The 18,763-nt window shown below is 68.5% G+C and carries 15 protein-coding genes; 9 read left to right on the forward strand and 6 right to left on the reverse strand.

What is annotated here, in order from left to right:
• Positions 1-43: 43 nt before the first annotated feature.
• From ABEA87_RS39535 to ABEA87_RS39550, 4 genes are all read right to left on the reverse strand, one after another.
• Complete coding sequence (locus ABEA87_RS39535) at positions 44-844, reverse strand: hypothetical protein (protein WP_345638679.1); 801 nt, start codon at positions 842-844, stop codon at positions 44-46.
• A gap of 218 nt (positions 845-1,062) precedes the next feature.
• The gene (locus tag ABEA87_RS39540) at positions 1,063-1,674 is read right to left on the reverse strand and encodes a GNAT family N-acetyltransferase (protein ID WP_345638681.1); all 612 of its coding nucleotides are present in this window, start codon (positions 1,672-1,674) and stop codon (positions 1,063-1,065) included.
• Positions 1,671-3,191, reverse strand: coding sequence for an APC family permease (locus ABEA87_RS39545; RefSeq protein ID WP_345638683.1), 1,521 nt, complete (start codon positions 3,189-3,191; stop codon positions 1,671-1,673). The genes ABEA87_RS39540 and ABEA87_RS39545 overlap by 4 nt, the downstream gene beginning before the upstream one ends.
• A gap of 71 nt (positions 3,192-3,262) precedes the next feature.
• On the reverse strand, positions 3,263-3,928 hold the full coding sequence (locus ABEA87_RS39550; RefSeq protein WP_345638685.1) for a GOLPH3/VPS74 family protein: 666 nt from the start codon (positions 3,926-3,928) through the stop codon (positions 3,263-3,265).
• A 958-nt stretch (positions 3,929-4,886) separates the two neighbouring features.
• On the opposite strand from ABEA87_RS39550, the gene ABEA87_RS39555 reads away from it, so the two are divergent.
• Entirely contained in the window at positions 4,887-6,293 is a 1,407-nt protein-coding gene (locus tag ABEA87_RS39555; protein ID WP_345638686.1) for an XRE family transcriptional regulator, read from the forward strand.
• Positions 6,294-6,312: 19 nt separating this feature from the next.
• On the opposite strand, the gene ABEA87_RS39560 is transcribed toward ABEA87_RS39555, so the two are convergent.
• Positions 6,313-8,082 carry a S9 family peptidase gene (locus ABEA87_RS39560; protein WP_345638688.1) on the reverse strand — a complete coding sequence of 590 codons (1,770 nt, stop codon included), beginning with the start codon at positions 8,080-8,082 and terminating at the stop codon, positions 6,313-6,315.
• A gap of 451 nt (positions 8,083-8,533) precedes the next feature.
• Between ABEA87_RS39560 and fxlM the strand changes: the two genes are divergently transcribed.
• The 6 genes from fxlM to ABEA87_RS39590 all read left to right on the forward strand — a co-directional run bounded on the left by fxlM (position 8,534) and on the right by ABEA87_RS39590 (position 15,380).
• Positions 8,534-9,772, forward strand: a complete 1,239-nt coding sequence (gene fxlM / locus ABEA87_RS39565; RefSeq protein WP_345638690.1) for a methyltransferase, FxLD system — start codon at positions 8,534-8,536, stop codon at positions 9,770-9,772.
• A gap of 13 nt (positions 9,773-9,785) precedes the next feature.
• A complete protein-coding gene (locus ABEA87_RS39570; RefSeq protein ID WP_345638691.1) occupies positions 9,786-9,941 on the forward strand; it encodes an FxLD family lanthipeptide in 156 nt (51 codons plus the stop codon).
• Positions 9,942-10,013: 72 nt separating this feature from the next.
• Complete coding sequence (locus ABEA87_RS39575; protein WP_345638693.1) at positions 10,014-12,761, forward strand: lantibiotic dehydratase; 2,748 nt, start codon at positions 10,014-10,016, stop codon at positions 12,759-12,761.
• Positions 12,758-13,831: a lanthionine synthetase C family protein gene (locus tag ABEA87_RS39580; RefSeq protein WP_345638695.1), complete on the forward strand. Its 1,074-nt coding sequence runs from the start codon at positions 12,758-12,760 to the stop codon at positions 13,829-13,831. The genes ABEA87_RS39575 and ABEA87_RS39580 overlap by 4 nt, the downstream gene beginning before the upstream one ends.
• A 13-nt stretch (positions 13,832-13,844) precedes the next feature.
• A complete protein-coding gene (locus tag ABEA87_RS39585; protein ID WP_345638697.1) occupies positions 13,845-14,618 on the forward strand; it encodes a thiopeptide-type bacteriocin biosynthesis protein in 774 nt (257 codons plus the stop codon).
• A gap of 126 nt (positions 14,619-14,744) precedes the next feature.
• Positions 14,745-15,380 carry an HNH endonuclease family protein gene (locus tag ABEA87_RS39590; protein WP_425571038.1) on the forward strand — a complete coding sequence of 212 codons (636 nt, stop codon included), beginning with the start codon at positions 14,745-14,747 and terminating at the stop codon, positions 15,378-15,380.
• An 87-nt stretch (positions 15,381-15,467) separates the two neighbouring features.
• Here the strand turns inward: ABEA87_RS39590 and ABEA87_RS39595 are convergent, their stop codons facing one another.
• A complete protein-coding gene (locus ABEA87_RS39595) occupies positions 15,468-16,580 on the reverse strand; it encodes a phospholipase D-like domain-containing protein (RefSeq protein ID WP_345638699.1) in 1,113 nt (370 codons plus the stop codon).
• Positions 16,581-16,834: 254 nt separating this feature from the next.
• On the opposite strand from ABEA87_RS39595, the gene ABEA87_RS39600 reads away from it, so the two are divergent.
• Entirely contained in the window at positions 16,835-17,821 is a 987-nt protein-coding gene (locus tag ABEA87_RS39600) for an ATP-dependent DNA ligase (protein ID WP_345638708.1), read from the forward strand.
• 300 nt (positions 17,822-18,121) lie between these two features.
• On the forward strand, positions 18,122-18,763 hold a 642-nt coding region (locus tag ABEA87_RS39605), incomplete at its 3' end, for a CPBP family intramembrane glutamic endopeptidase (protein ID WP_345638701.1).

Below are 18,763 nucleotides of genomic sequence, written 5' to 3' on the forward strand. Positions count from 1 at the left end.
CGCACGCCGTGACGGACTGCTGTCTAGAACAATTAGGTTTGTGCTAGAGCCCTCGGTACTGTGCCCAGCGCTCGCTTGCCTCGGCGATTTCCCGCTTCCAGGGTTGGGGGTCCGCCGTACTGATTTCGTGCCACATCGCGTGCACGGCGCGGACGAACGTGGACACGGCATCCTCGCTGGCTGCCGCGTACGCGGGTAGTTGCTGGCACCAGCGTTCGGCGCCTTTCGGGTGGTGGCCGGCGTGGATGAGTTGCAAGCCGAGGCAGGCGGTGTCGACCCAGGGCGCGGCGAGCGTGGGCCACGCCCAGTCGATCAGTTTCGCGGTGTCGCCGATCATGATGTTGTGGCGGTGCACGTCGGTGTGCGCGATCGACGACCCGGCCAGTAGCGACGCGTCGTGGCCGACGTATTCGGCCCACCGGTCCTCGATCGTGCGCAGCGGCACGTCCTCAGGTGCCGGCAGGGTGGCGAGGTTGTGGAGGGCTGTGCTGACGAACAGGAGGTCCGGGGATCCGGGTGTGAGGTCGGCGTGCCGGTGGCCAGCGAGGTAATGGAATCCCAGGACGTCCCACCCGTCGGTCTGGACGTGGAAGGCCAGCGGGGCGGTGACGGGTTGAACATGGCGGTTGATCGCGGCCTCGTTCGCCTGGGTCCACACAGCCCGGGTGTGGTCGGCGGGTACTCCCTTGAGGAACAGGGTCCTGGACGTGGTGTGCAGGACCATGCCGATCAGGCAGTTGTGCCCAATGCCGACTTGTTCCGCGCGGATGAATGGGCCAGCTTCGGCTTCGATGCGTTCCTGGAGCCCGGTCGGCATGTCGTGCCATGACACGCGTGGGTTCATGGACGGTTGCCCCTCCTGGTGGTCCGGCCCGTAGACGACAACGTACTCGTCGGGTTGTGGTGGCCCCCGGGTTCCCGTTGCCGGGGCCCCGGCGCGCCTGGGTCTTCGTGCCGGCGCCGACTCTCCGATCCGCTCCCTGAGGGTCGCGGCGGCAGGGGTCGGGCCGCCCGCTGTCGGGGGCGAGCGGCCCCTGCCGGGATCGTCGGACGGTGTCGGTGTCAGGCGAGACGGTTGTTGCCGGGTGTTGGGGGTTGTCGCCACATGGGGTACATGGGCTCGCCCTGGTAGTGCAGGTCCAGTGGTGGGGCGCAGTCGGTATAGCCGTGGTGGGTGTACAGCTTGCGGCTGTGGGTGTTGCTGGCCTCCAGGTAGGCGGCCCGACCGTGTTCGTCGAGGTAGTTGTGGTGGTGATCCAGCAGCGCGGCTCCGCAGCCCTGTCCCTGGTATTGCGGCATGACGGCGAGGAACGCGAGGTAGTCGTGCGGGCCCAGGTCCTGGGGGTGAGCGTGGTGCATGGCTTGGTCGAGGAGCTGGAAGCGCGGGGTCCAGACGCCGCAGGCGTAGGCGAGCTTGGTGGCGTAGCTGGGTGGGTCGGGCAGCGGGTGGGGCAGCCAGACCGCGACGGCGTTGAGGTCGGTGGTGATGTGGATGGTGCCGTGTTCGAAGGCGTGGTCGATGAGGATGCGGGCGTAGTGGGGGAACCGGTTGGCGCGTTCCTGCGGGTCGGGGATCAGCCACCGGGTGACGTCCAGGGGGTGGAAGGCGGTCGCGACGACGTAGGCGATGGTCGCGGCGTCGGTGGCGCTGGCGGTGCGGACCTGTGTGGTCATTGGTGACTGCTCCTGCTGGCGAGGGTGGGTGAGGTGTAGTCGGTGGGCAGGCCGTAGGCGAGGGTGCCCAGGCCGATCGCGGCGTAGATGGGTGGGCGGGTGCGGCGCAGGACCAGTGCCCAGGTCACGCCGGCGACAGCGAGGAGGGCGAATCCGGCGGGGAACGCGTAGCGCAGCGGGGAGTCGGCGGGTACGCCGAGTAGGCCGGCCAGGTTGCGACTGATCAGCCACACGATGGTCAGCAATCCGGCGCAGGCAAGGCTGGGAGCGATGACGCGCTGCCAGACGGTTTCGCCGAGGGGGCGGCGGTGCAGGAACTGGATGATCGCCAGCGAGGTGCCGGTGATCAGGAGTAGGACCCCGAACCCGCCGATCGTGCCGAACCAGTAGAACAGGGTGACGACCGGGTCGGCGCCGCTGATCGCGTAGGCGCTGATGACCGCGAGCCCGACGGTGGTTTGGGTGAGGGAGGCGTAGGTGGGGGCCATGGTGCGCACGCCGGTGCGGCCCAGCAGTTCGGGAAGTACCCGTTCCCGGCCGAGAGCGAACAGGTAGCGGGCCACGGTGCTGTGGTAGGACAAGGCGGCGGCCAGCAGCGAGGTCAGGAACAGCACCTGGCCGAGGTCGATGACCAGTGTGCCGCCCAGACGCGCGGCGACGATGCTGAACGGCAGGTTGGTGCCCTGGGTCTGCGCGGCGGCGTGCAGATGGGTAGGGCCGATGGTGACGGACATGGCCCAGGCCGATCCGGCGTAGAGCAGCGCCATCATGGTCAGGGACAGGTACGTGGCCACAGGCACGGTCCAGTTCGGATTGCGAGATTCTTCGGAGAACACGGCGGCGGCTTCGAAGCCGATGAACCCGGTGACCGCGATCGCCAGGGCCACGCCGAGGCCGCCACCGGTCAAGCTGTGCGGGGCCAGAGTGGTAAAGGTAAGCCGCCCTTGTGCGGGATGGGCCAGGTCGACCAGGTCGTAAGCCACGACCAGGAGGACTTCGGCGACCAGGGCGACGGCTAGGACCCGACTGGTGACCTCGACCCGGGTGATGCCCATCACGGCGACCAGCATCCAGGCGGCCAGGGCGGTCAGCCACCACGGCAGCGACAGGCCGGTCTTGTCGTGGATGAGGGCCGCAGCGGTGGGGCCGATCGCCCCGTAGGTCGCGGTCTGCATCATCCCGTAGGCGGCGACCGCGACGAACGAGCCCGCCACGCCGAGGGGTTTACCCAGGCCGCGGGCGATGTAGGCGGAGAACGCGCCAGCGTTGCGGACCCGGCGGGCCACCGCGAGGTAGCCGACGCAGAACAGGGCGAGGGCGACCGCGACGATCAGGAAGGCCAGGGGGCTCCCCTGAATGTTGGTGACGGCCCAGCCGGTGGACACGACGCCGGCGACCACGGTCAGCGGCGCCGCCGCGGTGATCACGAAGCCGACCACGTGGGGGAAATTGAGCCGGTCGCCGGCCAGAGTGGTGGACACACGGCTCGGCCGGGTACCCGATCGTGAAGCAGACATGGACACTCCCAGGGAAAAGTCTTGAGGGATGAAGAACGGCGGCGCGTGGCCGTGGATGGGTGCTTGATGGTTTAGCCGCGGGCGGCGAGTACCGCGTCACCGACGAGCGTCCCGACCTGCGCGATGAGTTCCCGCACCGACGGGTCCGCCCGGGCCAGACAGCTGCGCAGGTGAACGGTCGCGGCTGGCGCGTCCTCCCACAGCACGGCCCGGAACAGGCCGGCCGCGTGGATCAGCCCCGCCAACAGGACGTCTGACCAGTCGGGTTGTCCCCGACCGTCCGCCAGTAGATGCTTGAGGCGCACCGAGCGCCAGAACGCGTACGACGAGTCCACCGGCCTGTAAGCCGCCGCGGTCCGGAACAGGCGTCGATCGCCGCCCTTGACGACCAAGCCAGCCCGTACCAGCCGCGCGGCAACAGTCCGGTCCGCGTCGTGACTCAGATGTCGTAGCCAGGTCCGCAACTCGTGCTCAGGCTCGGTGAGCAACTGGTCAACGATGCGGCAGGCGACCGCGTCCGACGGCACGGCGGGCGCCACGACCCGGACCTGGCCCCCAGCCACCACAATGCGCTTGGACAGCACCAGCTCGCCCAACAGCGCGCCAGCCGCGCCCAGCTGCAGAGCCACCGGCCCAAGCCTCGGGCGGCCGGTGGAGTCGTGGTGCGCGATCAGCCAAAAGTCGTCAGCGAGCCACAGCCGAGGTGGCCAGCCCCGGACATCGTTCACCCAAACCATCGACGGCACCTCCGCGAAACGGACCGCCGCCTGCTGGGCAGGCTTAAAGCGCTGCAGCAGGTCGGCCTCGGATCGGCGCAGGCTTCCGCCTCTGCTGGTAGCCACATCTTGATGGGCACCCCGAGAGAGACCGAAGGTGGGTTAGCGGAGCACTGCGGATAAGGCTTTCGCCCTTGAGCCCCGAGCGGCTTGGTTACCGTTGCGCCGGTCGAAGCGGCACCTGATACTGCACGTCCAGCAGTATCAGGTCCGGCACGCGAGGGTCCTCTCGCACGGCCACCGTGGCCGCCATTGGCGCCTACGAACGCGTCCCCAGGCCACCATATCCGTGGTGGAAGCCCGTCAGCCATCAACCCTCCCCGAGCTCTCTATATGCCTTTCGCGGCGTGCACCGCTGGATGGTGAGGCACCTGCGCCGGACCGCACGCCCGGAGCGACCGAAGCGCCGCCTGGTACGCCGTGCGTTCACGATCAAGGACAGTCGGCATACACGGGAGGGCGCGTTGCAGGGAAATTTAGGGGGAGAATTAGGCGAGAGCAGTTTGGAGACAGCGTTTGAGGTTCAGAGGAGTCTGGCGAGACCGTTGGCGATCCCCCACAGGATCTGGGCTCGCGCCTCAAGAGCGCAGCCATAGCTATGTCAGAGCCAACACGGAGCGCCAAGTCCTTAGCTCGTGGGACAACTCGGAAGTCGTTCACCTACGTACTGGTCCCGTGGCGTGTTCCTTGCTCGGCCGCGCCCTGGTGTCGAGAATCGGCGTGCTGGCTTGTACCCGTTGGGCCCGGGTGGCATCCTGGCCGCATCGTTTTCAGTGTCGACGGCTTGGGCTGGTCGTGCGAGACGAACGGGACGAGGAAGGCTGGCCGGGCCATGAGCGGGCGTCCGGAGTCACCGCGTAACGCGCGGCTGCGCGCCGCTCGGCGCGCCCTGCTGTCTCCGTCGGGATCGGGTAGGCCGATGTCCCGACAGGAGCTAGCCGAAGAACTCAACGCTTATTTGTGGCGGACACACGGTGTACAGGAACGTCTCGACGGCAACGACATCGGCAAGTATGAGCGAGGGATCACTCGCTGGCCCAGCCAACGTCGCCGGGAAGCGTTCCGTGACGTACTCAAAGCACAGACCGACGTCCAGCTTGGCTTCTACATCAACCGGCGCGAGCGTGAAGTCGATCCGTCCGTCGTCGCCGAACAGTCCGACTCGCCATTTGAACATTCCGACAATGGAGATAGCACTCTATCGGCGATCCTCCACGGAACGTCCGCCGACCGGCCCTTGCCGCGACGGGCGTCGCCGGGTCTGGAACTGATGGCGCCTGTTATTGCGACGCAAATCGGCCCGCCGCCAGGACCTCATATGCCGTTTCAGCCAGCGATGCTAGACCGCCGGGCGTTGGACTGGCTGTGCGGTGAGCGTTGTCAGCGGTTGACCGTCACTGCCGGCTCACATCGCGTGGATCCCGGGGAGGTCGAGGCAGCTGCTCGACAGTTGAGCGCGCTACGCGAGCTGGACCACGGGTTTGGGGCGAAAGCTGTGGGGCCTCTGGTCGCGGGCTTTCTCGACAACATCATTCGATCCCTACTCGCGGCCGGATGTAGGGACGGCGACACCGCTGACCAGATTTACCTGGTTGCGATCGGCGCCCATGAACTGGCCGGTTACCAGGCCGTCGATTGTGGTGCTGCTGGACTGGCCCAGCGGCACTATCTGCAGGCGTTGGTGTTGACTACCGCGGCCGGTGAGCGGGCATTCGGCGCTTATATGCTTGGGGTCAGCCTCGGTCATCTTGCTCTGCACTGCGGGCATCCGGACCGCGGCCTGCGGATGGCGCAGATCGCGCTCAAAGGTCTACCGGCCCAGGCAACATTTGCGGTACGGGCAGCGTTATGGGCGGTCGTTGCCCGAGCGAACGCGCGCCTCGGCGACTCGGCGAGCTGCGCCGACGCGCTACGCGCCGCCGAGGACTTTCTTGCGGCCAGCGATCCAACCGCAGAGCCGACATGGATCCGTTATCTGACCCCGGCGTATCTGGCCGACGAGGTGGCGCACTGCATGTTCGACCTCGGCTGCCACGACACCGCGCAGCGGGAAGTCCAGCAGGCCGTTGCCGGTGTTGGTGCGGGACGAGTACGCCGGCTCGCTATCGATACCGCCTTGCTCGCCTCGTCGCTGGCGGCTGCGGGCCGGGTCGAGGAGGCGTGCGCGCGAGGACGCGCCGCAGCCGATCTGGCGGCACGTGCTGGATCGGCGCGTGCGGTTGTGCGGGTGGCTCAGACATACGCCGACCTAACCCCTTTTCACGGAACTCGGCCTGTGGCGGAGTTGGGCGAGTACATTCGAGTCGCCCTCCCGGCGGCGCTCTGAGCACTCAACAGAGATGTGCTCAGCCGGCGATGACCCTGCGGTAAAAATCGACTTCCGCCTCAAGGGCTTGAGCTGCCTCTTCCTGAGCTGATAGGCGGTGTCCCGTACGACCGAGGATCATCAGCTGATGCCATCGGCCTTGCTCTGCTAGCCCTGCGGCAAGTGCGGCGACGTCGGCGATGGGCGCGATGTGATCGTCGGCTCCATGTATCAGTAGGACCGGCCGGTTGACCGCCCGTGGATCGACCGCGCCCGCCGGTCCGAGCAGCGCCGCCGCGTGAGCCCGCTGCCAGCGAGGTACGGTATGTCGCCACCGAGTCGGGTCGATTATCGCCGAGCGGGCAACAGCTCCCGCAAACACTGACGGACCGGACACGGCGTGAAGGGCCGTGTAGCCGCCGGCGCTGGCTCCGGTGATGAACGCCCGCCCTGGATGGATGCGGCCGGTATCGAGTAGGTGCTGCGCGACGGCGGTGCAGTCCTGTACCTCAGCAGTGCCCCAGTGGCCGTAGAGGCTACGCCGAAAAGCTCGCCCGTATCCCGCGCTGCCGCGGTAGTCAACGTCCGCGACGGCGAACCCGTTACTCGTCAGGAACTGCACGTGCCAGTCCAGCCGGGTATTGATCGACGCAGTAGGCCCGGGGTGTGCCCGGACCACCAACGGGGCGCGCCATTCTGCTGCAGCGCCCGTCGGCGGATACAGCAACACGTTGACCATCGTGTCCGAGACCGTGTGCACCTCGACCAGTTGAGGCTGTGACAACGGAGTGGTCGTCGAGGTGGGTGCGGGCCGCGACAGTACCCGGGTGTGCGCCCGAGGACCCGGATCGATTGTGACGACCTGCGGTGGCTGACGCGGCGAGGCTGCTACCGCAAGTACTTGCTGCCTGCGTACCGCGAGATAGGGCTTGTAAGAGGTGTATGAGCTGCCCAACGGCCGCAGTCCCGAGCCGTCTTGGACGACAAGCTGATGACGGGGACCGTCGTAAGCGATCATGACAACGCCGCCGCCGGGTAAGGGAGCATAGCTCGCGTATCCGGCTTCCCACTCGGCTGGAGCAACGTCGGTAGCCATCGGGGAGACCGGGTCTGAGCGCTGCCCATCCCAGACGTAGAGGTTCCACCAGCCAGTCCGATCGGAGACGAACCACAACCTGCCATCGGCTCCCCAGCACGGCTGGGTCACTGACTCAAGGGGGCTGCCGGCTACCGGCGTCGGCGCTCCAAGCTCACGACCCTTGTAGTGCGCGACCACTAGCTCGCTGCCGTCCCACGGCATTTGATCGGCGTTCCACCGCAGCCACGCTAACCCGCCCACAGTAGGGCGGGGAGATCCGAAGAAACCAGTCGTGCGAGCCAGCACCTGCGACGTACCGTCCGTCCGAATCTCGACCAGCTCATCGCCGCTGATGGTCTCCCGGACGCACCATAGACGGCCGCTGGAAGCTGTCAGGTCGCCGTAATGTTCGCGGTCGTTACGCCGCCGCACGATGACCCGGACCTCAGACCCGCTGATCAGCCGTATATGCCCATCTGAAGAGTCGATGTACCAGATCCGCGATTCGTCTACCGCGTACGCGCTGCCACCGTAGCCGTGCAAGACGCTGCCGACATTCGCGGACGATGGCGTCACCTCGGTCGGGACATTGTTGTTTCCGAGACGCATCAACGAGATTCGGCCGTTGTCCCGTGGGCGAGATTCCAACCAGTAGACGTCGTCGCTCTCAGTACGGACCTCGTCGCACGTCGCCGCCGCGCCAGCGGCCTGCAACGCTGTCAACGCCGGCATCGATCCACCGTCACCACCGCCGCAGCCCACGGGCCGGCCCCTATCGAACTGCACATGCCAACGCATAACTGTGCAAGCCGTTGACCACGCCGCCCTGCGAGTCCTGAAGCCTTCTTTGGCTGGCCGCGAACGACGCTGTCCTGTCGGTCCCCATCAGCTCGAAGCTTACCTGTCGATGGCGTCCGCCCTGCCGCATAAGTTGTGCTACGGCCCGCGCTGCGTCGCGTCGTGAGCGGCGGAGCCTTGCCTTCGATGAGCCTCTCGCGGTTAGCGCTCCCAGTAAGTCTCCCCATAAGTCGGTCTTCCGCGTCGACTCGACAGTTTGTGATGGTAAGGGAAGCATCGATGTCCGCCGCACACCGAAGGACGTGTGGGACAGGCGAAGGAACGCTGGCGCGCACGGCGGGATTGTCCGGTCGGGCGACTTTGATGGATAGCGAGAGGCAGTCCGATGAGTGTCGATACGGTGAGCGGCGAGGGCCTCCGTGCCGCGATGGTTGATCAGCTGATCGCGGATCACGCGAATAAAGGGCTGACGATGCGGCCCGAGGTGGAGACGGCGCTGCGGGTCGTCCCACGGCACCTGTTTACGCCGGATGCTCGGTTAGAGGAGGCGTACTGCGCCGAGGAGGCGGTGGTCACTAAGCGGGTTAGTGACGAGGCCGTCAGCTCGGTGTCGGCGCCGTGGTTGATCGCGGAGATGCTCGGTCAGGCGGCCGACGCCTTCGATGGCGAAATGTACGCCCGGCACGTGTTAGAGATCGGTTCCGGCGGTTACAACGCCGCGCTGCTGCGCGAGCTGGTAGGGCCGTCGGGGTCGGTCACGACCGTGGACATCGACCCGGACGTGACTGACCGGGCCACGGCGTGCCTGGCGGCGGCCGGCTACGACGACGTGACCGTGGTCTGCGCGGACGCCGAGCAGCCGATTCCCCCGAGTCGCCTCTACGACCTGATCATCGTGACGGTCGGGGCGTGGGACATCCCTCCGGCTTGGACCGAGCAGTTGGTCGAGCACGGGACGCTGGTCGTGCCGCTGCGGACGTTCGGGATGACCCGGTCGTGGGCACTGTGTCGGGAGGGCGACCGGCTGGTAAGCCGCAGCCAGCGTTTGTGCGGGTTCGTGTCGATGCGAGGCGCTGGAGCCCATGACATGCGGTACGTCGACGTCGCCGAGGGTGTCCACCTGCGGTTGGATGAGGGCCAGCAGGTCGACCCGGGGACCGTCGGTGGGCTGTTGTCGCAGCCGCCGGTGCAGGTGTGGGCCGGGGCGGGCTTGCCGCCTCGTACCGTCCTGGCAGACCTGGATCTGTGGCTGGCGGCCCGGATCACCGACGCAGGGCAGCAGTTCCTTGTCCTCTCGGCCCAGCAGGAGGCCGTCGATGCCGGCCTGGTCGTGCCGGCGTGGCGTTTCGGTACGCCCGCCACCCTGCACGACGGAGCGTTCTGTTACCGCTCGACGCTGCGGTGGACGGACGATGCGTTTGACCTGGGCGCCCGTGCCCACGGGTCTGACGCCGCGGCGGCGGGCGGGCGGATGGTCGAGCACATGCGCGCATGGCTGGACGCGGGCAGCCCTTCGCCGGTGCTGCAGGTCCTGCCCGCTGATACTCCCGACGGCGACTTGCCGGCCGGGACGGTGCTGGACAAGCGGCACAGCCGCCTGGTCCTCACCTTCACCCCCGCATAGGAAGGGCAAGCACGTGGACGAAACGAACACCTCGGAGTTCACGCTGGACGTGACCCTGGTGGACGCCGGGCCGGCAGCGACCGGCTACGCGACCAGCACCGACGACGGCTGCGGCTCGGGTAACACGGGCTCGAGCGCCTGCACGACCAAGTGCGACGGCAGTTTCTAGCCGCTTCGTTTCCCTCACATGTCGGGCCCGGCGCTTCAGCGCGCCGGGCCCGTCCGAACTCGGTGGTGCATCATGATTCCCGCGGCTGGTGCGGCGCTGATCCGAGTCGCCGCGTATCCGACCAATCTGGTCCTGCCTACGTGGCCCGACCTGACGTCCGATCAACCTGAGCAGTGGCGGGACTGGCTGGGCGCGGCGTGGCAGCTGCCGGGGTTCGCGGGCGCCGTCACCGGCGCGGCGCCGCAGCTGGCCCGACAGATCGACCGGGCTGTGGCCGGCGAGCCGGTACCGCCGCCGCGGCTGCGCCGCCTCGTGGAATCAGTGGTCCGGTATCTGCTGCGGTGGACCACCCGCGCGACCCCGTTCGGCACCTTCGCCGGCGTGGCCCCGGTCCAGTTCGGTGCCCGCGCGACGGTCCGCGTCGGCGCGGCTCATCGCGCGGTCGCCCGCCCCGACGGCGAGTTCATCGCCGAGCACACCGCCCGGGCCGAGCAGGACCTCGCCATGCTCCGCACCGTCGCCGTGGTGACGAACTCACTCGGGTACCAGCGCGGCGGCAGGTGGGTGCTGCCCTGCGCCCGCGCTGACGGCGACCGACGGTTCGACGTCGAGATCCGCCTGACCGGCCCGGTCCGAACGGTGATCCAGGCGGCGGGTTGCCCGGTCGGGTTCGCCGACCTCGCCGGGCGGATCGCCCGGCCCGCCGGCCTTGCTGAGGCCGAGCGGTTGCTGGCCGACCTGGTGCGGATCGGGGTGCTGCTGTCGGCGCTGCGCCCGGCGATGACTGTCACCGACTTGGCCGGGTACACCGCCGACCATCATGCCCTACCGGATGCCGGTGGCCAGGTCGCGGTCGATCTGCGGGTCGAGGTCGCCGTGACGCTGCCCCCGGCAGTGCTGCGTGAGGCGGGGCGGGCCGCGTCGACGCTGGTGGCGGTAGCCCCGCAGCTACGTGGATGGGCCGAGTACCACCACGCGTTCATCGAGCGGTGGGGTCCAGCAGCGGCCGTGCCGGTCCGGGAGGTGCTGAACGTGCTGGGCTTCCCGGCTGGCTACCGGGGATCCTCGCGCCGCGCCCCGGTGATGTTCACCGCCCGCGATCGGCTGCTCGGCCAGCTCGCGCAGCAGTCCGCGCTGAACGGTAGCACTGAGGTGGTACTCGACGATGAGCTGATCGGCCGACTGCGCGGCGCTGATGATCGGCCGCCGATCCCGCATACCGAACTGCGGTTCACGCTCGCTGCCGAAACCCCGCAGGACCTGGACCGCGGCGCGTTCACGCTGACGGTGATCAGCGGGTCTCGCCACGCCGGGGTCGCCGCCGCGCGGTTCCTGCACCTGCTCACGCCCGCCGAGCTCGCATCCTTCCAGCGGGTCTACCAGCACCTGCCGACCGCCCTGTGCGAGGCGGACACGCTTCAGCTGTCCGGCCCTCCCCTGGACGCCCGCCTCACGGCGGTGGCCCGGGCGCCCGAGCTGCTACCCGTTCTGCCCCTCGGCGAGTTCCACCCGCAGCCGACGTGGACGGTCGAGGATCTCGCGGTGACCGGCGATGGTCGCCGGCTGTGGCTGGTGTCGCGGACCACCGGCCGACCCGTCGAACCGTTGTTGTTCAACAGCGTGCTGCTACCGACACTGCAGCAACCGCTGATGCGGTTTTTGACGGAGATCTGGACCGCGTGGACGGCGCCGTGCGCCCGGTTCGATTGGGGACACGCGGCCGGGCTGCCGTTCCTGCCCCGTGTCCGGCGCGGACGCGCCATCCTGCACCCCGCCCGGTGGATCATCGACCGAGCAGCGTTGCCCGCTCGCGCCGTGGCATGGCAGCAGTGGCGCGACGCGTGGCAGCGATACCGCCAGCAGCATCGGCTCCCGCAGCAGGTCCTGGTGGGCGACGACGACGTGCGGCTGCGCCTGGACTTGAACGACAACGCCCACCTGGCGGTGCTGCGCGACCAGCTCGACCGAAACGCCCGGACCGTGATCACCGAGGCGCCCGGTCCGGCAGGCTGGATCGGCGGCCGCCCCGCCGAACTCCTGCTCACCCTCACCCACACCACACCCGCCGCCCAGCCGGCCCGACCGGCCCGGACCGCGTGCACCCTCCAGCACCGGCCCGGACCGTTATCACCATGGCTGGAAGCACACCTGTACGGCCGACTCGACGACATCCTGACCGACCTCGCCAACCGCCCCGACGACCACCTACCGGCGGGCTGGTGGTTCCTGCGCTATCCCGACCCCGAACCCCACCTGCGGCTGCGCATCCCGGTCGGGGTCCTCGGCCGGTTCGCCGAGACCGCTGGCCGTCTCGACTCCTGGGTACAGAACCTCCACGATGACGCCGTCGCGCACGACTACACCCTGGACACCTACCGGCCCGAAACCCGGCACGGCGCTGGGGCAACCCTGGCCGCGGCGCACGCGGTGTTCGCCGCCGACTCCCACGCCACCCTGCGGCGGCTGACCGGCGACCGGCAAGCGGCCACAGCCGCCGGAATGATCACCATCGCTGACGGCTTCACCGGTAGCGGCCTGCGCTGGCTCGCCGCGCACGTGCCCCAACGCACCGGCCCCCGCCTGAACCCCGCCCAGCTCAACCTCGCCCGCATCCCGATCCGCGACGACCGGCTCGCCGCCGCGCTGGCCAGCTACCGAGCCCTGGCGCAGCGTGACGGGCTCGACACCGACGAGATCCTGGCCGACCTGCTGCACCTGCACCACGCCCGCATGATCGGCGTCGACACCGCTTCCGAACAGCACTGCCTGCGCCTGGCCAGAACCATCGCCCACACCACCCACGCCAGGCAGACACCATGAACGACGGGCAGTCCCTCGCCGATGGCGCGGCCGGCATCGCCCTCCTGCACCTGGAGACCGGCAACTGGCCGGCGGCGTGCGCAGCACTTCGCCGCGCCACCACAGGTGGTATGAGCATTGCCAACGGCGCGAGCCTCTTCTACGGTGCTCCAGCCCTCGCGTTCGTCCTCGCCGCCACCGACTATCCGGGACTCGCCCACGCACGAGCAACCGCCGCCCACGGAACCGCCACAGTGACCCGCCGACGACTCGACGCCGCGCACCGGCGCATCGACCAGCACCAGCAGCCCCACTACGCCGAATACGACCTCATCCGCGGACTGACGGGTCTCGGCGTCACCCTACGCCGGCTCCGCGACCACGACCTGCTCCGCCAAGTCCTGGACTACCTCGTCCGGCTCACCGAGCCGCTGGGCACCCTGCCCGGCTGGTGGTGCTGGAACGGACCCGAACGCACCCAACCACCGCCCGCCGGCGGCCACGCCAACCTCGGCATGGCCCACGGCATCACCGGCCCGCTCGCGCTGCTGTCCCTCACCCTCCTCGACGGCGTCACCGTCCAGGGGCACATCCCAGCTATGACCCGCATCTGCCGCTGGCTGGACACCTGGCAACAGCACACCAACAGCATCACCTGGTGGCCGCAGACCCTCACCCGCGCTGACCTGCGCCACGGCACACCGGCCCAACAGGCCCCGCTACGACCCTCCTGGTGCTACGGCACCCCAAGCATCACCCGCGCCCAACAACTCGCCGGCCGCGCTATGCGCGACACCGCCCGCCAGCACCTCGCCGAAACCGCGTTCACCAGCTGCCTCACCGACCCCACGCAAACCCGGCTGCTCATCGACCGCGGCCTGTGCCATGGCACCGCCGGACTCCTGGCCACCGCCCGACGCGTCGCCGCCGACTCCCTCACCTATATACCCCTGGCCTCCATGGAAGATCTCCATCGGCAGACCACCCCCACGATCGACGAACCCGCAGGGCTCCTCGACGGCACAGCCGGATCAGCCCTCGCCACCGCCACCGCCACAACCTCGTGGGACGCCTGCCTCCTGCTCGCCTGACGAAAGGTCCGCCGTGGACGAGACCCAGTGGCAACAGATCAACCTCTCCTACCCCGGCCACACCCGGCAACACCACGAACAGCACGCCGTCGCCCACCTCGGCCAGGTGCTTCCGGCCGCCGAGACCGCCGGGCTCATCACCTCATGGTGGTTCATCCGCAAAGGCGCCTGGCGCATCCGCTACCTACCCACAGATAAACAGGACGGCCAAGATCTGGCCCGAAACCTGCTCACCGACAGGGTCAGCTGGACCCGCGACATCTATGAACCCGAGACCCACGCGTTCGGCGGAGCCGACGCCATGACCACCGCGCACACGCTGTTCCACCACGACAGCCGCCACCTACTCACCTACCTCCACCAGCACCCAACCGACCGACGGGAACGCTCGCTCATCCTGTGCACCGCGTTGATGCGCGCCGCAGCGCTGGACCTCAACGAACAAGGCGACGTCTGGGCAAAAGTCGCACAGCACCGCGCCGAACACCTCAACCAACCGCCCGGACCCGACCCCCGCACCTGGGGAACGTTCACCGACGACGCCCGCCGCCTGCTACTCGGCACCGCCCGCACCACCGGCGACTGGCGCACCGCGTTCGAGCATGCCGGCACAAACCTGCGCAACCTGCGGGAAACCGGCAAGCTCACCCGCGGACTACGCGCAGTGATCGCGCTACACATCATTTTTCACTGGAACCGAACCGGGCTACCCGCCACCACCCAAGCCACACTCGCCCAAGCGGCCAAGGAAGCCGTCTTCGGCGAGATTCCTACACCACACGGCTGAGATTGCCTTTGTCAATGATCCGCTCCTGAGCATGTCGGGCACCGTTCACCTCGATGTATAGCTTGCCATCAATCGGTAGGGCACTATTTGAGTCAACTGGGGGCTGATCGAACGGGAGGACCTGTGATCCGAGGACGTCTCTTGGCCACGCTGCTCGCCGCTGTCGCTGCCATCGGCGTGCTGGAGTTGGCCGTACCCACACCCGCTGGCGCCACGCCGCCGGGCATCCCGTCCGCCGCGACTGCTCGATCCGAACTGGCCACTCTCACGGTGGCCGCATGGACCCATACCACCACCTACAACCGGGACCTGTTCCCCACCTGGGACACCATCTCTGGTACTTGCGACACCCGGGAGACGGTGCTCAAGCGCGACGGCACCGGCGTCGCGACGAACTCCGCCTGCACGGCCACCTCGGGCACCTGGCACAGCCCGTACGACGGGGCGACCTGGACCGCGGCCTCCGACGTGGACATCGACCATGTCGTCACGCTCAAAAACGCGTGGGTGTCCGGGGCATGGGCGTGGACCACCAGCAAGCGTGAATCGTTCGCCAACGACCTGACCGACCCGCAACTGATCGCGGTGACCGACAACATCAACGAATCCAAGGGCGATAAGTCACCGGACGCGTGGAAGCCGCCGCTGACCAGCTACTACTGCACCTACGCCCGGATGTGGGTGCGCAGCAAGTACGTCTGGGCGCTGACCGTCACCAGCGCCGAGAAGACCGCGTTGACCAGCATGCTCGGCACCTGCTGAGCCCCACCACTGAGCCGACCTTGGCGTAATGGCGTTGCCGCGAGCCCGCTGCGGGCTCGCGGCCGCCGACGCGCGACGGCCGCGCGGCTAACCCCGCTGGTAGGCGATAGTAATCGCCGCGATGTAGGCGGCGTACTGGTCGGCCAGGTCGCGGTGGTGGATGTGGAGTTGGTTTTCGGCGTTGTGCTGGGCATTGGCGCTGAGGTTGTAGCTGCCAGTCGCGAGATCGTTGTCGACGATCAGGATCTTGTTGTGCATGAAGTCGTGCGGTGTGGTGGGGCTGTACGGGGTGGAGTGTTTGCCGGTCAGGTGAGCGGCGACGGTGTTCCAGTCGGCCAGGACCTGGGTGTCGGAGGGGTAGCGGGCCCACTGGTGGGCGATCGAATCCATCTGCCCGGCGTCGTAGATGCCCGAGACGGGCACACCACGGCCCATCGCCTCGACCAGGGCGGCCAGCAGCGGATGTGAGGTCAGGACCATGGTGGACAGGACGATGCGGTGGGCTGCGGCGGTGACTTTCTGGGTGAGGTAGGTGTCGATGGCGGCACCGTCGGCGGGGGCGAAGTCCCAGCCCACCGGCACCCGGTGCACGGTGGTGGTGCCCGCGTCCCCACCGCCGGTGTTCTTGATCGTCCCGGCCGCCCACAACTGGTCAAAATCGGCGCGGTACCCGACGGCGAGAGCGGCCGACCGGATCGTCAGGACGTTGTTCTCTTGCAGCGACCAGGCGTCGTCGGTGAAGTTCGCCGACCCGGTCCACACCGCGCAGTCACGGTGGTGTACGTCGCGGATCACGTACTTGGAGTGCATGAGCTGCCCGGACGGGGCGGTGATCGCCTTGATGGCCACCGGGGTGTCGCCGAGGTGGTCGCGGACCCAGGAGGCGGTGCCCGGTGGGGCGGGGTCGGCCTGCAGCCGGGCAAACGTGGCGTGGTCGGCCTCGGCGGGTTTCCCGGCGTCGAACGCGACCCGCACGCTGACTCCCCGCTGCGCCGCCTCGACCAGGGCGGTCACGACCGGGGTCGCGAGGGGCTCGGAGAGCCGGAAGTCGTAGATCGCGACGTCCACGCTGGCCGCGGCCGCGTGGATGAACGCGGCCAGGTGCTGCGCGACGGTGGCCGCCTGGTCGGCGGGGCCGCCGTGGCGGATATCGCGTAGCATCAGCACATCGATCGCGTCGGTCTCGGCGGTGTCGGACATGGATCCTCCCGCGAACCAGGGGTGACAGCCTCCGCGTAACGTCACCAGTATCGCCGCGACCTGCCGCTTCCCGAGTATCCGATTGCGCGCCCTAAGCGTCGGGTTCAGGACCTATCAGTTTGTCCCTGCCCTGGTCGCCGCCTATCCACGATCGCAGATCTTGCTGCGCGAGGCGCATGTGACAGGCGACGATCGGGAGGGGATGAACGCCACGCCGGTCGTGGAGGTTCGTCCTGGTCAGCCGAGTGGCTCCGATGCTCGCGGTGGCGGCCGAAGTGTTGCCGCCGGGTCCGGGGTGGGTGTTCGAGCCCAAGTGGGACGGGTGGCGAGCCATCGCGGAGTGCGGCGTCGATCGGGCACCGCTGTACTCCCGGTCCGGCCGGTCGTTGACCGGCTTCTTCCCCGACGTCAGTCGAATGGTCCACGCCAACGTTCCACCAGGAGTGATCCTCGACGGTGAGCTGATCATCTGGGATGGGCAGCAGACCAATTTCGCGCTGCTGCAACGCCGGGTCAGCAGCGGCTCCCGGCTGCTACGGATGGCCCGCGATCACCCGGCCCACTACGTGGTCTTCGATCTGCTGCGCGACCGCGACGGCCAGGACCTCCTGCACGAGCCGCTGTCCCAGCGGCGGCGACAGCTGGCCGCCCTGCTCGCCGACGCACCCGCCGCGCTGACGCTGTGCCCACAAACCGCCGATCGGGTCACAGCGCAGGAATGGCTGACAGAATGGGTGTCGGCCGGGATCGAGGGCGTGGTCGCGAAACGGCGGGACAGCCGCTATCACCCGGGCCAGCGCCGCGACTGGTACAAGATCCGGTCACGATTGACCACTGAAGCGATCATCGGTGGGGTCACCGGCACCTTGAGCGCCCCGCAGACGCTGCTGTTGGGGCGCCTTGATGCCCGCGGCCGGCTGCGCTACACCGGACGCAGCCACTCGCTGTCCGCCCAGCAGCAGCAGGACCTGGGTTGGTTGCTGATCCCACCGGCACCATACGACCCAGGGCGCAGCACCCCGCACCCGTGGCCCCAGCCGCTGCCGCCGAACTGGTCTGGGCAGTTCAACCGCCCACAACCGCTGCGCTACCGGCAGGTCCTACCGGTGCTGGTCGCCGAGATTCAGGTCGACACCGCGTACGAGTACCACCGATGGCGGCATCCCGTCCGCTTCATCCGCATACGCACTGACATGTCTGTGTATGACGTGCCGCCGTGGGGGACTGAGCTGCCGAGGTGATCAGTGGGTACGGCGCGAGGGCGCCACTGATGAGAGTCCGGGTACGGGATGTGCCAGCTTGCCGAGACGGCGCAGGATGCGGCCAGCGACCGGTGGAACCGGCTATCGTCCGCGCGTGCGCTGACCCGGCTTGGCGTATCCACGGCAGAGCTGGCCCATGCCCTAGCCAAGCGCCGCGCTTGTCCCCCGTGCGAGCTACCCGCGAATGTCCACTGTGCGGTGACGATTCCGGATCGCCGATTCCATAGCGTTCGAGTCAGCCGCGGCGTTTCGACCGCGGATACTCGCTAAGGAGTCGGCATGCGGTTGTTGAAGCAGCTCCTGCCCGTCGTGGCGGTCGCTTTCGTTGGCGGCCAGGTCGTCGCGGCGGTGCAGGGGAATGCGCTTCTCTGCCTGGTCCTCGGTCTCGCGACGGCCGTGCTCGCGGTGTTCGTGTACGCCTGGGCGGTGCGGTGGGCCGAGCACCGCGCGCCGGTCGAGGTGGCCGTCAAGGGTGCCACGACCCGTGTCGGCCTGGGAGTACTGATCGGGGTCGCGTGGTTCGCGGCGGTCATCGGGAACATCGCCTTCCTCGGCGGCTACCGGGTCCACGGCTTCGGGTCGGCGGCGGGCCCGATCGGGCTGTTCGGCTTCATGGCCGCCGCCGCGGTGACAGAAGAGCTGATGTTCCGCGGAGTCTTGTTCCGGCTCATTGAGGGACGCCTCGGCACGTGGATCGCGCTGGTGCTGACCGCCGCGCTGTTCGGCCTGTGGCACTCGATCAACCCGGACGCCACGGTGTGGGGCGCGGTCGCCATCGCGATCGAGGCCGGCGCCACGCTCGCCGCCGCCTACGCGGCCACGCGCAAGCTGTGGCTCCCGATCGGTCTGCACTTCGGCTGGAACTTCGCCGAGTCCGGCATCTTCGGCACCGAGGTCTCCGGGAACGGCCAGACGCAGGGG

It is taken from the genome of Rugosimonospora acidiphila (assembly GCF_039543385.1).
GTDB lineage: Bacteria > Actinomycetota > Actinomycetes > Mycobacteriales > Micromonosporaceae > Rugosimonospora > Rugosimonospora acidiphila.